General features: G+C 45.6%; 13 protein-coding genes. 4 read left to right on the forward strand and 9 right to left on the reverse strand.

Going from position 1 to position 15,868, the window contains the following annotated elements; all coding sequences use genetic code 11:
* Positions 1–2: 2 nt before the first annotated feature.
* From FEM55_RS13910 to FEM55_RS13930, 5 genes are all read right to left on the reverse strand, one after another.
* The gene (locus tag FEM55_RS13910) at positions 3–1,004 is read right to left on the reverse strand and encodes a 3-oxoacyl-ACP synthase III family protein (protein WP_138281975.1); all 1,002 of its coding nucleotides are present in this window, start codon (positions 1,002–1,004) and stop codon (positions 3–5) included.
* A gap of 163 nt (positions 1,005–1,167) precedes the next feature.
* Complete coding sequence (gene pssA, locus FEM55_RS13915; RefSeq protein WP_138281976.1) at positions 1,168–1,872, reverse strand: CDP-diacylglycerol--serine O-phosphatidyltransferase; 705 nt, start codon at positions 1,870–1,872, stop codon at positions 1,168–1,170.
* A gap of 29 nt (positions 1,873–1,901) precedes the next feature.
* A complete protein-coding gene (locus FEM55_RS13920; RefSeq protein WP_138281977.1) occupies positions 1,902–2,537 on the reverse strand; it encodes an MBL fold metallo-hydrolase in 636 nt (211 codons plus the stop codon).
* Positions 2,538–2,672: 135 nt separating this feature from the next.
* On the reverse strand, positions 2,673–3,383 hold the full coding sequence (locus FEM55_RS13925) for a hypothetical protein (RefSeq protein ID WP_138281978.1): 711 nt from the start codon (positions 3,381–3,383) through the stop codon (positions 2,673–2,675).
* A gap of 140 nt (positions 3,384–3,523) precedes the next feature.
* Positions 3,524–4,228, reverse strand: a complete 705-nt coding sequence (locus FEM55_RS13930; RefSeq protein ID WP_138281979.1) for an SAM-dependent methyltransferase — start codon at positions 4,226–4,228, stop codon at positions 3,524–3,526.
* A gap of 78 nt (positions 4,229–4,306) precedes the next feature.
* On the opposite strand from FEM55_RS13930, the gene FEM55_RS13935 reads away from it, so the two are divergent.
* On the forward strand, positions 4,307–4,750 hold the full coding sequence (locus tag FEM55_RS13935; RefSeq protein ID WP_229209258.1) for a hypothetical protein: 444 nt from the start codon (positions 4,307–4,309) through the stop codon (positions 4,748–4,750).
* Here FEM55_RS13935 and FEM55_RS13940 read toward each other — a convergent pair.
* Entirely contained in the window at positions 4,740–5,522 is a 783-nt protein-coding gene (locus tag FEM55_RS13940) for an alpha/beta fold hydrolase (RefSeq protein WP_138281980.1), read from the reverse strand. The two genes, FEM55_RS13935 and FEM55_RS13940, sit on opposite strands and share 11 nt — an antisense overlap.
* A 460-nt stretch (positions 5,523–5,982) precedes the next feature.
* Here FEM55_RS13940 and FEM55_RS13945 point away from each other — a divergent pair, with 460 nt between their 5' ends.
* The gene (locus tag FEM55_RS13945; RefSeq protein WP_138281981.1) at positions 5,983–9,366 is read left to right on the forward strand and encodes a TonB-dependent receptor; all 3,384 of its coding nucleotides are present in this window, start codon (positions 5,983–5,985) and stop codon (positions 9,364–9,366) included.
* A 75-nt stretch (positions 9,367–9,441) separates the two neighbouring features.
* Here FEM55_RS13945 and FEM55_RS13950 read toward each other — a convergent pair whose 3' ends face one another.
* Complete coding sequence (locus FEM55_RS13950) at positions 9,442–10,356, reverse strand: patatin-like phospholipase family protein (RefSeq protein WP_138281982.1); 915 nt, start codon at positions 10,354–10,356, stop codon at positions 9,442–9,444.
* Positions 10,357–10,584: 228 nt separating this feature from the next.
* Here FEM55_RS13950 and FEM55_RS13955 point away from each other — a divergent pair, with 228 nt between their 5' ends.
* Together FEM55_RS13955 and FEM55_RS13960 are read left to right on the forward strand one after the other, a co-directional pair.
* Positions 10,585–11,559 carry a polyprenyl synthetase family protein gene (locus FEM55_RS13955; RefSeq protein ID WP_138281983.1) on the forward strand — a complete coding sequence of 325 codons (975 nt, stop codon included), beginning with the start codon at positions 10,585–10,587 and terminating at the stop codon, positions 11,557–11,559.
* Positions 11,560–11,669: 110 nt separating this feature from the next.
* Complete coding sequence (locus FEM55_RS13960) at positions 11,670–13,046, forward strand: leucine-rich repeat domain-containing protein (RefSeq protein WP_171036548.1); 1,377 nt, start codon at positions 11,670–11,672, stop codon at positions 13,044–13,046.
* Here FEM55_RS13960 and FEM55_RS13965 read toward each other — a convergent pair whose 3' ends face one another.
* Together FEM55_RS13965 and FEM55_RS13970 are read right to left on the reverse strand one after the other, a co-directional pair.
* Entirely contained in the window at positions 13,047–15,224 is a 2,178-nt protein-coding gene (locus FEM55_RS13965; protein ID WP_229209259.1) for a DUF5916 domain-containing protein, read from the reverse strand.
* Positions 15,225–15,273: 49 nt separating this feature from the next.
* Entirely contained in the window at positions 15,274–15,573 is a 300-nt protein-coding gene (locus FEM55_RS13970) for a DUF3817 domain-containing protein (protein ID WP_138281985.1), read from the reverse strand.
* Positions 15,574–15,868 lie beyond the last annotated feature (295 nt).

Here is a 15,868-nt window from a genome sequence, read left to right on the forward strand (position 1 = left end):
TTTTACCAGCGGATCAGGGCCGATGCCCATGTAAATCCGCTTCCGAATGCAGCAAGGCAAATCAGGTTTCCATCATGCAATCGACCGTTTTCGAAAGCTTCTGCAAGTGCGATCGGGACGGATGCGGCGGTAGTATTTCCAAATCGCTGAATATTGTTGACAACCTGCGACTCCGAAAGTCCGAGTTGCTGCCTTACATAGTCACTGATTCTGATATTTGCCTGATGTGGAACCAGTAAATCAATGTCGCCGGCTTCCAGTCCGTTCTTTTCAAGTGCTTCCCGGATGACTTCCCCGAACCGCACAATGGCGTGTTTGAAAACGGCATTGCCATTCATGTAAACATTAAATCCGCCTTCTTCAATCATTTCTTTGGTAATGGTACGTCCGGGCCGGCTGCTTCCCGGTTCCCGTACAAAAAGCTCCTCAGCATAGCGCCCGTCTGCGTGCAGGTGTGTAGATATTATACAATGTTGTGGATCTTCGGTAGCGGTAAGGACGGCTGCCCCGGCTCCGTCGCCAAAAATTACCGCAGTATTTCTGCCAGCCGTACTTTTGTCGATCCATGAAGATTGTATTTCCGAGCCTACGACTAGCGCCGTTTTATACATTCCTGATTTTATAAACTGATCGGCAATGGAAAGAGCATATACAAAACCGGAACATTGCTCCCGGATATCGATAACCGGCTTTCCGTCCATGCCGAGTTCGCGCTGCATCAGAAAGGCCGAGCCAGGAAAAAAATAATCCGGCGTAATGGTGGCATAAACAATTACATCAATGTCGCCGGGAGTTAGGCCTGCGTGTTCCAGCGCTTGCCGCGAAGCTGCGGCGGCCATGCTGTAATTGGTATCTTTTCCGTACTCAAAATAACGTCTTTCACGAATTCCGGTCCTTTCCTGTATCCATTCGTCGGAAGTTTCCATCCATTTCGTGAGATCATTATTTGTTATCACATTGTCGGGAACATAATAACCTAAACCAGTAATTCGTGACAATGCCATATGCTTCTAATTAATTGTACTAAATTCAGTTGATGTCAGAATCAGGTAATGAGTGAACGTATATGGATTCTGTCATATTACATGTACAGAAAACTTTATACCAGTATGGCTCAGCCTTGCCCGAATAAGTTTCAAAATTGCAAAAAAACAAACGTATATCCATTCATGCACGCTTTTTCCTGAAATTGTCAGCAACAGAAAGCAGAATGTAAAGAATGATTACGGCCGGTACTGCCAGAATCTTCAGCGTAAGCAGTAAAACGACAGCCAGTATGATCAGCAGAAAACGCGCTTCATTTCCTTTCCAGCCGAAATTTTTAAATTTAAGTGCAATCAAAGGCATTTCCATAACCAGCAGGTAAGACATGACAACGGAAAGGATCAGCAGATTACTGGTGTTGACAATAATGTCTTTCCAGATTTCACCATGCGTATGAACAATCAGCGGCAGGGAAGCAATCAGCATGGCATTGGCAGGCGTAGGAACACCGATAAACGAATCGGACTGTCTTGGGTCATTGTTGAATTTGGCCAGCCGGATAGCGGAAAAAATAGCAATGATAAATGCCGCATTGGCTTTCCAGATCCCGAAAAGATCCGGAATGCTCTGCATAAGCAGTTGATATACGATAACGGACGGCAGTAACCCGAACGTCACCATGTCCGCCAGCGAATCCAGGTCCTTGCCGATCGGTGAACTTGCATGCAGCAGTCTTGCCAGAAAGCCGTCAAGAAAGTCAAAAATGAGCGCAACCCCGATCAGTACGCAGGATAAAAGCAGGTTATTGTGAAATGCCTCGACTACACCGACACATCCGCACAGCAGATTTCCACAGGTAAGTGCATTCGGGATGTTGCGACGGATCATGGCTGAAAATTTTATTCAAAAACTGGATTTTAAAAAAACGGATTGTTTTTCTTCTCAAAACCGATTGTCGTCAGCTGCATATGGCCGGGATAAACGGTATAATCGTCAGGCAATGTAAACAATTTGCTGCGAATGCTCGAAAGCAGCTGGTTATGATCGCCGCCGGGCAAGTCCGTACGTCCGATGCTCATGTGAAACAGCACATCACCGCCTATGACAAAACGCTGATCTTCATTTACAAAAGCAATATGGCCAGGCGCATGTCCGGGAACAAAAATGACTTTCAGTGACGAATTTCCAAAATGTACCGTGTCTCCTTCGGCCAGATAGGTATCAATTTCTGGTTCGTCGAATGAAGCAAAGCCGTAATTGGAAGCATAGGATTGGACTGCTTTCAGCAAAGGCTCATCTAGTGCATGCAGGGAAAACGGAATTTGGTATTTCCTTTTCAAAGCGGTAATTCCCAGAACATGATCGATATGTGCATGCGTATTGATGATCTGAACGGGCTTTAATCCGTTTGCTTCAATATAATCGGTTATTTCAGCCAATTCCTGTTTGTCGTAACAGCCGGGATCAATAATCACTGCTTCGCCGGTATCGTCGTGCAGCAAGTAGGTATTTTCTGCAAACGGATTAAAGACAAAAGTTTCAATATGTATCATGCCATGCGGTATTTTACTGAAATAATGATTGCGCCGGCGAAGTTACAAAACTTTGGAAACCTACAATCCGGAAAACAAAATCGTCCGTGCATGGATACTCGCACGGACGATTTTGAAATACAACAATGCTTTTTGCTAAATCTGCTGTTCCGTCAAGGTCACCGTTATCCTGTCGTAATAAAAAACGCTCAGACCTTCGTAACCCGAGTCGGTGCCTATATAAAGCCAGATTTCACCCTGTGCATTTGCCTTCACCGTAAAAGGTTTGTCGGTATTGGATCTTTCCACCAGTTTATAAACGAACGTATCAACGCCATTGGAGACATTTCCCAGCAGCACCGCATCTTTCCCGATTTCCGATTGCGCGCCTTTATTCAGGTTAAAAACGTACATTTTGTTTTCCAGCTTTCGGACAGGCTCAACCGGTGAAGCGCCCGCTTTCAGGTAAACCGAACCTCCCGGTGAACCGCCGGCTCCGAAGCTGTTTTCCGGATATTGTGTTCCAAAATTGACGTTGAAAACGACGCTGTAAGTCTGGTTCGGGACAAAGCCTGTTACTTTTTTCTTGAGATACATAAACATATCGTCGGCTCGGTTATGTCCTTGCAACATGTAGCCATATCGGGTTGTGTCCAGGCCGGTCGGAAGAGTTGTGCGTTCTGCTTCCATTTCCAGCGTCGTAGAGTCTGTATCTGTTGAATAATCACTGAAACCCGGTGTCCAGCCGTCCGCGCCCGTTTCAAATGCAGAATCCACTTTAACGATTGCATTCAGTTTGTCTTCATTGTCACAGGCAGACAAAAATAGGGTCATTGCCACACCTGTGAGCATCATCCATTTTTTCATAGCGTTAATTAGTAAGTTTGATACAAAGATCCATTGATGCCATGAAGAGTGTATTTTTGATATTAAGGTTGGAAAAAGAGCCTTGTTTTGCAGATAAAATTCTGTTCAAAATTGATTCAGAAGAAGTTGGCGTTTTACATTTAACCGATCAGAAAAACCGTAGGCCTTTTATGAAGATCAGGCGTATTGGTTTTCCATCTTTTAACGGGCATGGCCTTTATAAATTCATCTTCTGCTGTTACATTGGCCACAATGCAGAGTTGTGTATCAGGCATACAGCTTTCCAGTACTGCTTCCAGAAGCTGATTGTTCCGAAAGGGTGTTTCCATGAAAATCTGCGTTTGGCTTCGCTGCCGTGCATCGCGTTCCAGGCTTTGAATTGCCTTTTTCCGCTGTACTTTATCAATTGGAAGATAACCGTGAAAAGTAAAAGACTGCCCACTCATCCCTGACGACATCAGCGCCAGTAGAATAGAAGAGGGGCCAGCCAGCGGAATGACGCGGATGCCCATCTGGTGCGCAAGGTTTACGGCAACGGCGCCGGGATCGGCAATTCCCGGGCAGCCGGCTTCTGAAATAATCCCGGCGCTTTGTCTGAGATTTTTCAGTTGTTCGCGGGTTTCACTTTCCGGCGTATCCTTGTTTAACTCAATAAACGTAAGTTCGTCAATGATTCTGCCCAGTTTCAGGCTGCTGATGAAGCGACGGGCAGTACGTACATTTTCGACAAAGAATACATTCAGATGCTGTACTGCATCGATAACCTGAGGGCTCAGCACTTTGTCCTGCGTGCTTTCTGCCAGTACGGTCGGGATGAGGTATAATGCTATTCCGGCATCGTTCATAAGCGGGTTGATTTTTAATGTGTTGTTCCAACCAAATCCGTAATAACGGAATCATGAAGAAAAACAAAGTCCGAAGTCATGAAAAGATTATTCTATCTGCCATTATATTTCCTTGTGCTATTATCATGTAGCAAGGACAGTCAGGAAGTTCAGTCCGCCGCGGAGTTCCTGAATGCCGGATCCGGATCCTTTGCAGGAAGCTGGAAACTGACCGAAAAAGAAAAAGTATCGATTGATGATCAGAAAACCTGGGAACCGGTTTCTGCTTCACAGTCCTACACAATAATTCTCCGTTCTGACGGCGTCATCCTGAATGCAGACGGAAAGCCGGCATGCTGCGCCCCGACTTCACTGATCATTAATGATCGGTTACTCGAAATAAAGCCTCAAAGCCCGATTCCGACTAATGAAGCGTGTGAATTGGTTAACTGCATCAACTGCCCGACCTGGGAAATCGAATTCATAGGAAACCAGATGATTGTCACAGCCTGCAACAGTCCGAGAATGAAGTTTATCCGATAACCGCTTTGTCCAGAAACTCAAATAAAGCAGCGACAAAAGATTTGGGCTGATCGGCCTGTATCCAGTGCCCGGCATCGGCAATCGTTTCCAGCCTTGCATTCGGGAACATTTTCAGAATGTCGGCCCAGTCTTCGTCCAGAATATAATCTGATTTTTCGCCGCGCATGAAAAGAGCCGGAACCTCCACTTTCAGGTCTGATTTGACTTCTGCGCCAATGTTTTCAATAGCACTGGTGAGCAGCGGCAGATTGAAACGCCACGCAAATCCTCCTTCCTCTTTCCGGTACAGGTTTTTGAGCAGAAATTGTCTTACGCCCAACGCTGGTTCATAACGGCTCAGCATTTCATCCGCCTGGTTCCGGTTTTCTACTTCTTCCAGATTCATTGCATTCAGTCCTTCCAGTATTTTTTTGTGATGAACAGGATAAGGTTTCGGGCCAATATCCACAACAACCAGTCCGTCGTATGTTCCGGGGTTTGTCAAAGCATATTCCATCACCGTTTTTCCGCCCATCGAATGCCCGATCAGAACCGGATTCTGAATTTGGTGCTGACTTATGAATTCTTTCAGATCTGCGGCGAAAGCCGGAAAACTAAGCGGCGCTTCATGCGGTGAACGGCCATGATTCCGCTGATCGACAAGGAAGACTTTATAGCCGTGTTCTGAAATTGCCTTGCCAATCGTAAGCCAGTTATCCAGGAGGCCGAACAAGCCATGCAGAATGATCAGCGGCTTTCCGGATTCTCCGAATTGTTTAAAGTGAAGTTGCATTTAAAAAGATGTTTGATTGAAAAGACCGATCATTGTCAGACAGTTTACGGCAAGTTCCGGTTCTGGCACCTGATTTTTGCAAAGGTGCGCAGGAATTTATTAACCGAGAATGAACATCTGATAAAAATTAACAAAAAATTTATATCAGCAGGCATCATATTTTTATAAGTTTTTCTGGTTCAGACTTAAAAAGTTGATTTACACACCTCCTGAAATCATTTTCATTTATTAATCCCGGAGCAGCCGGATTCCGGACAATTTCTTTATATTAAAAATATTGAATTATTGGTCTACTTAAATGTATTATTTCAATAGATCAATGAGTTATGGTAAATAGTATTGCATTTTAGTAGGATTCTCGTTGTTGCGAATAAATTAAAAATGATATTATTTTGCATCAGATAATACTTATCTTCCTTCATGGAGCCCACTTACAATAAAAATCAACTCAACATAATTTATGAAATCGAAAAGTTTACTTTTCAAAGCAGCAGGTGCAATGCTGGTTGCATTTCTGTTTGCTTTATTTAGTCCGGAAGTCAGGGCGCAGGTTACTTCATCAACAATTACAGGTCGGGTTGCAGACAACAAAGGAGATGTTCTTCCCGGTGCGACCGTCGTGGCCATTCACGTGCCTTCTGGGACCAAGTACGGAACGGTTACGAATGAAAAAGGACTTTATACAATCCCCGGCGTTCGTGTCGGTGGTCCGTATGCAGTTACTTCATCTTTTGTAGGTTTCGGAGATCAGACCAGGGAAAACATTTTTGCAGAGCTGGGAACCAGTGCGGATGTGAGCTTTGCAATGGCAGAAAACGGCACCGAATTGCAGGAAGTTGTAATATCAACCGCAAGAAGTGACATCTTCAGCTCGGACCGTACCGGAGCAGCTTCTTCTTTCGGGCGTGAAACCATTAACACAACGCCAACAATCGGCCGTACCATCAACGACATTACCAAGTACAATCCGTACGGAAACGGCCAGTCATTCGCCGGTCAGGATGCGCGTTTCAACAACATTACGATTGACGGATCTGTTTTTAACAATGGTTTTGGATTGGGTTCATCGGCGCAGGCCGGCGGACGTACCGGAACGACGGCAGTATCGCTGGATGCTTTGGATCAGGTGCAGGTTAACGTGGCGCCTTTTGACGTACGCCAGTCGGGCTTTACCGGTGCGGGTATCAATGCCGTAACGAGGTCCGGAACAAACGAATTTTCCGGATCGGCATACACGCTTTTCAGGAACAACGATCTTGTAGGCAAAAAAGCAAACGGCGGCCGTGACCTTACACCCAAGCCTAATGTAAAGGAAAATACGTACGGATTCCGTCTGGGCGGCCCCATTATCAAGAACAAATTGTTCTTCTTTATTAATGCCGAAAGATTTACCAGCAGCACGCCGGCACTGACCTGGTCGCTGGACAGAGGAACAGGCGGAAGCAACGTTTCGCGTGTACTGGAATCGGATCTTCGCGATCTGGATCAGTTCCTTACGACCAAATTCAACTATTCAATTGGTGCACTGGACGGCTTTAATAATGAAGTTAAAAGTACAAAAGGACTTATTCGTCTGGATTACAACATCAATGACCGTAACAAACTTTCAGTACGTTATTCGCAGCATCAGTCGGAATCAGGACAAGTTATCAGCAACAGCAGCAGCAGCAACACGGCGGGTAACGGAAACCGTACAAACAGTCCGCTTGCTATTTCAGCTGAAAATACGGGTTACCTTATTGCAGACAATACACGTTCTATCGCAGCCGAGCTGACTTCCAACTTTAACGGCAAGCTGGCAAATGACCTGATTGTTACCTATAACAAGCAAATTGAAGACCGGACGTATAAAACAGCCATGTTCCCGACCGTGGACATTCTGAAAGACGGAAGTACTTACACAACCGTTGGTTTCGATCCTTTTACGCCGAATAACAAGCTGAACTATTCTACGTTCAACATTACAAACAACCTGAGCTATTTTGCCGGAAAGCATACGTTCACTGCGGGTGTTGTTTATGAGCATTTTACTTCCAATAACGTCTTTTTCCCATCGTCGAACGGCGTGTATGTTTACAATTCCATAGAGGATTTCAAAACAGCTGCGCAGGCATCACTGGACAATCCGGGCGCTACAACTTCACCGGTTACTGTGGCCAAATACAACCTTCGTTACTCTTTGCTTCCGGGCGGAGGCGAGCCGTTGCAGGTTCTGAAAAGAGATTTGTACAGTGCTTACCTGCAGGACGAATATCAGGTTAGCCCGAACTTTAAAGTGACTGCAGGGATCCGCGGCGATATTTTTGCCTACGACAATTCTACTGCAACGGATTTCAATAACCCGATTGTAGCTGGATTGACGTTTCAGGATGAAAACGGAGCTCCGTATAAAGTCACCACCGGAACTTTCCCGAAAACCAGACTGCTGATTTCACCTCGTATCGGTTTCAACCTGGATGTAAAAGGCGACAAAACAACGCAGGTTCGCGGAGGAACCGGAATATTTGTTTCACGTATTCCGGAAGTTCTGATTTCCAACCAATTGGGTAACAACGGCGTAAATACAGCAGTGATCAATGAATCCAATACAACGGATTACGCCTTTACGACGGATCCTACCCGGTACATTCCGACGAATAAAGCAGACATTACAACATTGCCGCCGTATGTAATCAACGCATCGGACCAGAACCTGAAATATCCGCAGATCTGGAAGTCAAACATTGCTGTTGACCAGCGATTGCCATTGGGACTGATCGGAACGGTTGAATTTATTTACAACAAGACAATCAACGGCCTTCGTTACATTGATGCCAACCTGAAAACACCGGATCGCACGTTTGAAGGTGCCGACGAGCGCCCGCGTTACCCTGCTTCCGGCGTTACCAGCACCGGTACCGGCGCGGCCAATACCGTGGCTGTTGCCCGATTTATCAACCCGAATATTTCCAACGTTTTTGTGCTGAAAAATACGAAAAAAGGAAATTCATACATTGCAACGGTTAAACTGGAAAAACCGGCATCACGCGGTTTCGGCGGATTTGTTTCTTATACGTATGGCGAAGCAAAAGACATTGCATTTGTAGGAAGTACGGTTCAGGCCAACATTCCGTCCGTAGCAGGTCAGAATTATCTGCCGTTATCTTATGCAGACAATGACCTTCGTCACCGCATTGTCGGCTTGCTGAATTACCGCATCAATTATGGTGGTACGGCTGGCGGTTCCACCACATTTACGCTTGGTGCCGTTTCCAACAGCGGAAGCAAAATTTCCTACACACTTAATCAGGACCTGAACGGCGACGGACAAACTTCCAATGACCTGATTTATGTGCCGCGTAATGCTTCTGAATTGTCATTTGCACCATTGACTGTCGGTACCGGAGCCAATGCTGTCACCTACTCGCCGGAAGAACAGCAGAATGCATTTAACAGTTACATAGAAGGAAATGATTATCTGAAAAGCCGTCGTGGCCAGTATGCGGAACGCAACGGAGGCGCATTTCCATGGCTTACCCGCTTTGACCTGACGGTTATCCAGGAGTTTTATGTGGCTGTCGGCAAAAACGGAAAAAGAAACACGATCCAGCTTCGCGGCGATGTCCTGAACATTGGAAACCTGATCAATGACAAATGGGGACTTGGAAACCAGTCAACTACGGTAAATCCGCTGGCGCTTGCAAGTGTTTCTGCGGACGGCACTCCTTCTTACCGGATTGCCACGCAGGTTGTGAATGAAAATAACGTGAACAGAACGATTTTACTGAGAGATTCATTTATCCCGAGCGCTACTGTCAACAGCGTTTGGCAGGCACAGATCGGAATCCGTTATATTTTCAACTGATTGCCCGTTCAGTAATTTCCTGAATAAAGCAGAAAGCCCGTCCGGACAGACGGGCTTTCTGCTTTATAGCGGCGTTCATTGTTTTTCCGGGATTTTTTCAGTTTTCGAAATGGCCTCCGTTCCTGCGCGGTAGCCTTCGATAATCAGTCTGGAAATATCTTCGGAAGTAAAATGCTGCAGATCAAGAAAGAGCGGTATTTTGGGTCGTATAACCGTTAGTTTCATGGGTTTTCCGCGCAGTACGGACCGGTCTATGTAATTTTCCGCCCAAATGATATTGCTGTTTACAATCTGGTTTACAGTAATGTCTCTTACGCGTTCGATCAGTGTGATCAGGTTTTTGGTATTGATGCCTTCCGGCTGGTACAATAGCGGTGAATGACAGGCGATGAGAACGATTTCCGTAGCGCCATCTTCAATGGCCTGCCGGACCGGCGCAACTTCCCGCATGCCGCCATCCTGATAAAGCTGCTGTTCTATTTCCACGGCGGGCATCAGCATGGGAATGGATGAACTGGCGAATACATAATCCAGAAAGTGCGGATTGTCCGGCGCTACATATTTTATTTCCCCGGTAGCCATATTGACAGCCCCGACCTTGACGCGTACCGGATTGTGGACCAGATTTTCCTTGTTTACATGCTTCCGGATCAGCTGATGAAGCGGCTGCGGGTTCACGATTCCGTCAAAACGACTCATAAGCGTATTGACACCGAGTTTCACACGGGAGCGGAGAATGGAAATATCCTGCGGCTGCGTAATGTTCCTGATCCAGAATTCAAGCAGTTTTCGTCCGGCAACCGGCCATTGGACTTGTTTGTTGTCGTGAAACTGATGTCCGGCTTCATTGGCAAGAAAGGTGGTGTTCAGTGCGCCGACAGATATCCCGTAAATCATTTCTGGCTCGAAACCGCTTTCCAGCACGGCCTGGATAACGCCCACCTGAAATGCGCCTTTCATGGACCCTCCTCCGAGAACAAGTGCTTTCATAGCTGTATGTTTTCTGCATCAGCGTTCTGCAATTTGACATTTCGATTCCGATGCAATTCCTTTTTTCTCAATTGTAAACATTTTAAAAATAAAATTGGTATAAACAGAAGATTTTATTCCAAATTTGAAGACTGGAGTTCAAAATATATTTGAAACGACAAAACAATGTGACGGCTGCCATTTACAGCCTGTTTATATCAGTAGGAGCATGGTCCTTCGTTAATACATATGACCCTTTCAATAAAGGAAATTCAGGTTCCGATTGCAGATGAAATGAAAGCCTTTGAGCATAAGTTTCGTCAGTTTATGAAAAGTGATGTAATGCTGCTGGACCAGATCATGAATTACATCGTCAGGCGCAAGGGCAAACAGCTACGTCCCATGTTTGTTTTTCTTTCTGCCGGAGTCTGCGGCGAAATTTCCGAATCCACTTACCGCGGTGGCGCCCTGATCGAGCTTTTGCATACGGCGACACTTGTACATGACGACGTTGTGGACGATTCCAATTACCGCCGCGGTTTTTTTTCGGTCAATGCATTGTGGAAAAATAAGATTGCCGTGCTCGTCGGAGATTATCTTCTTTCGCGCGGTTTGCTTTTGTCCGTTGATCATCAGGAGTTTGATATTCTGAAAATTGTTTCTACCGCCGTTCGTGAACTGAGTGAAGGCGAATTGCTTCAGATTGAAAAAGCAAGAAGGCTGGATATTAACGAGGAAGTTTATTACCAGATCATCAAGCAAAAAACGGCTTCACTCATTGCTTCCTGCTGTGCCGTGGGCGCGAGCTCGGTTGGTGCCGGTGCTGACATTGTGAAGCGGATGCATGCGTTCGGTGAAAAAGTAGGCATGGCTTTTCAGATCAAAGATGACCTTTTCGACTACGGCGAAGATGAAATCGGCAAGCCGCTCGGCATTGATATCAAGGAAAAAAAGATGACGCTTCCGCTTATATATGCGCTGAACCACGCCGGATGGCTTGAAAAACGCAAGATCATCAACATCATCCGTAATGAAAGCCACAAACCTAAAAAGGTAAACGAGGTTATTGCTTTTGTAAAGGATTCGGGCGGGCTCCGGTATGCGCAGGAAGTCATGCAGCGCTATGTGGAAGAAGCACACGAACTTTTATATGAATTTGTAGACTCACCGCACCGCAGGTCGCTCGAACAACTTGTGCAGTACACGATTGAAAGAAGCAAGTAACTGATCCCGTTCTCCGAAGCGTTTTATAATTCATTAAAGAAAATACAAGATTTTATACTAATGTGACTAAGTTTTTAGTTATGTTGTTACTTCCACAAAATCTTGTTGTTATGAAACTCATTCTGACTGCATTCCTTTGTCTTTGCATAGAAAGTCTTTATGCGCAAATCCGTGTTCTGTCTTCTGAAAATGCTGAAAAGCAGGGCATCAATCAGGCGAAACTTTCCAATGAGTATACCGGTACCGGCCAAAATGCGGCAGACGAAATCCTGGCAAAAACGAATGATGTGCTCGCCGCAGCTTTTCCGGAAAATCCAAACCCCGGAATTACCGTTTTTACCCGGTTTTATATCAATGAGTCAGGCAGTGCGGATTATCTGATCTTTGATCTGCAGACCGGCGAGGGCTATAACAAGGATTCACTTAATGAACTGACCAGAAAAGCTTTTCTCACCGGTTTTGACGGCTGGAAAGTGAAAAAGCCGGCCGGTACGCGCTTTGCGATCATGTCTTTCAAGACATTCGGAAAACAGCCGGTCATGCGGGAAGTGCGCAGCGGCGACAGCAGTGTAACGGACCTGAAATCTGCACTGGTTTTTCAGGATACCTTAAAGGTAAAACGGCTTTACCTGAATCAGCTCGATTTGAAATCGGTTCCGGATGTAATTTACAGGTTTCCGAATCTGGAAGAATTGTATCTGGGCAGGAATGAATTACAAAGCGTTCATATTCAGATGCAGCATCTGCCAAAGCTGAAACAACTTCATTTACAGAATAATCAGATCGGAAACAATGGTTTGGAAATTACCGAAAATCATTCGCTTACATTACTGAACCTGAACGAAAACAAATTTACAGACATTCCAAAACAGTTGCGGGCATCCAGGAAGCTTTCCAGTTTGTGGCTTGGCGGCAATGAAATGAATCATTTATCGAATAAAAGTTTCAGAAAACTAAATAGCGTTCAGGATCTGAATTTTTATAAATCAGCCATTCCGGTTTTGCCGAAAGGAATCAAAAAAATGAAGAATCTGGAAGTGCTGGATCTTTATTACAACAAGCTCGAAACACTGCCGGTTTCCATCACCAAATTGAAAAAACTGACGCATCTGGCTGTTTCGCACAATCAGTTGACGTCGTTGCCGAAGAAAATTGACCGTCTTTCCAAAGTGCATACGCTTTACGCGCATCACAATCATATCAGCAAGCTGCCGGCTCGCATTGCAAAAATGCAGAATCTTAAAATCCTGGATCTTGGTTTCAACTGGTTTACGGATTTTCCAAAGGAACTTACCGCTTTTTTCAATCTGCAGGAACTGGATCTTTCGTCCAACAACTTCCTTACTTTTCCGGAACAGCTGCTGGAGATAAAGCAGCTGGACAAGCTTTATCTCCGTGGAAACCCGTTTGTGAAAGACGATGCCGAAATAAAGTACAGCCAGCAACTCGGACAGCTGAAAAACAGGAATATTGAAGTATACTACTGATTACAGATTCCACCAGTATGTGAATTTCAAAACAATCGCCCGGTTTTTGACCATGAAGTTTTCGGGAAGATAATTGTCCGTGTAAACAATGAACAAATCCGAAGCCGGCTTGTACCGCCATTGCAGACGTGCGTTCAGGTTGATATTATCCGCCTGATTGTTGTACTGCATGAAAGTGGTAAAAAACAGGTTGTTCGTAAAAGTGACGTCCACACGCGGACCGACGAGCCATAACTGCTTGCGGTTCCAGGGTTCCGGCAAATGGATATCGTTGTAATTTCCGGCCATTGTAATTGCTACATAAGGCTGCACGCGGTAGCCAAGTTCGGCGCGCAGGTTATTGCGTCTTCCGTTTTGATAGTAACCGCCTGTTATTCCGGAAACAAGATATGTAAACCGGTTTTGCGGGCCGGAAACGATATCAAAACCGGCGGATTTGTAGCTGTGTTCACTGCCTGTTGTCAGCGTGAAGCCGCCGAGGTTAGTCGGGTCAAACGGGCGTAAAAGGCGTACATAATTGCTGGCTCCCCAGACGGCTACCGTTGCGCGGTTTATGAAATTCAGGTTATAGGAAAGAATATATTCCTTATCGCTGACATTAAACTGTTTGTCCCAGTAAACATTGCTGACGAGCTTGGGCCCGTGACTGATGATTTTCGGAGATTTCACAAAAAACAGATAACCGATGTTCGGGCTGATTTTATAATAACCCATCCGCACGGCATTCGGAACGTACCCCACTTCTGCATTGTAGTTTTTACCGACGTATTCATGCTGCCATTGCCAGAAAAAATTGGCCTTGTTGAATTTCAGATCGGCGGCATGTGAAAAATCATCCGTTGATTTTCCCGGCGTAAAGGATTTCAGGAACATGACCTTTCCGGTCCACAGGTTTTTGGCACTTGCAAGATTAAATTCCGCTCCGATGTTCCGGTTATAGCGGCTGGTGGCTGCATGCCTGTCGAGTGAATAGTTGGTCGCATCCTTGTTTACGTATATAAAACGGATATTGGACCGGGCCAGAACCTGTCTCTGAAGTGCAAACACGGCATAATTATTCCGGGGCGTCAGGCTGTCGGAAGAACCTGTTTGAACGTCCAGTACACCAATACGCCAGTTCTTGTTGATTTTACCGCTCATACGCGCTCCGAACTGGATCGGTACGCCAAGACCAATGCGGCGGGAGAAAAAAGGACGAATGGTAGCGTACCCGAAATTGGCAAAAAGATCGGCATTTTCCAGAAAGAACTGGCGGCGTTCCGGAAAAAAGAGTTCGAATCGCGTCAGGTTGGTTTGCTGCACATCCACGTCCACCTGCGAGAAATCCGGGTTAACCGTCAAATCGAGGTTCAAAGAAGGCGTCAGTCCGATTTTGACATCACCGCCGACAGCAGGTTTGTACTTGCCGGGCGTGTCATTGTCGTAATCTTTGGTAAGACGTGTGGCGGCATACGGAATCACGGAAATATTCGGGCCTGGATTGGGCGGCGGAACGTCCCATACCAGTACGCCGGTGTAAGCCAGCGATGCCGAAGGAAACTGCCTCGGAACCGGCGCCCAAGCCGATTTCTCGGAAATGGTAAGATCCTGCCGGCTGAAGTTGATTCCCCAGCGTGTAATTCCGGGTTTGTAACGGATGCTTTTAAACGGGATCGCAGCTTCCCAGACCCATTTGTCGTCATCGTTCTTGACGGAACTCAGCCATTTGTTGTCCCAGCTCAGATCCACGGTTCCGCCATCGCCCTGCTGTCCGTCCCATGGAGCGCCGGCAGCATTGGCCCCGAATGAAAAACCGTTGGTACGGTCATCAAACGTGTCCATGAAAAGCAGGAAGTTGTCATTTTTTCCAAATGCAAAATCCCTTTTAAGCGATTCCACAATGATAGCACCTTTGATCGGCTTGTAGTTGATAACCAGAATGTAAAGATTATCCTTGTCATAGCACATTTTAACGTCCGTCTGTGCACGCGAAAAGCTGGTGTCCATTGGCGTGATCATGAAAAAGTCCGTTGCCGTTTCAGCAGAAGACCAGGCAAGATCGTCCGCCACGCCGTCGATATTCAGCGGAGCGGCTGCGGAATGAATGTGGTACTGGTAATTTTCATTGGGTTTCTGCGCAATGCTCTGGAAAATGATCAAACAGAAAAAGACAAAGGTCAGGATAGAAGTACGTTGCACTTGCTTGATGGGTATAGGAATTGGTAGATAACGAAGGTTGAAGGTATGCTTAGCTTCTGAACCATTTTGCATCGGCATAAAACGTACCGAACGGAATCAGGGATGAGAAGAACGACAAAAAGGATTTCTTGAAAGACCAGCCATATTGAGCGGCAACCTGAACAAGCAGCAGTACAAAAAGGACGAACAGTACGCCATGCGCCATTCCGACTACGCGAACGGCCTGCGGAATGCCAGCGAGGTATTTGAGCGGCATGGCAATACCCAGCAGCACCAGATAGGAGACACCTTCCAGAAAAGCAATGATGCGGAAGCGGCCCAAAGCTGATTTTAATAAAGTAGAAAGCATAAGAAATCAACAAAAGAAAACATGTATTACAAGTGTAAAGATACATATTCGAAAGCTTGATCTACACCATAATGCAAAAGCTTTTCCATGGAATTGTTATATAATCATTCATTAAATGTAAAAAGAGAGGAATTCTATGCAATTCAGTAACCTAACTGCATAGAAGATGATACTTAATGTGCTTTTTATATAATTAAATTCTAAAATCCGGATTGTTGTAAGAACATTGTTTGGTTTAGTTTGATATTTGTGGTCTGATATTTTTGAGAAAAATTTATACTACAAAAGCCAACTT

Source organism: Dyadobacter sediminis (genome assembly GCF_005860765.1).
GTDB lineage: Bacteria > Bacteroidota > Bacteroidia > Cytophagales > Spirosomataceae > Dyadobacter > Dyadobacter sediminis.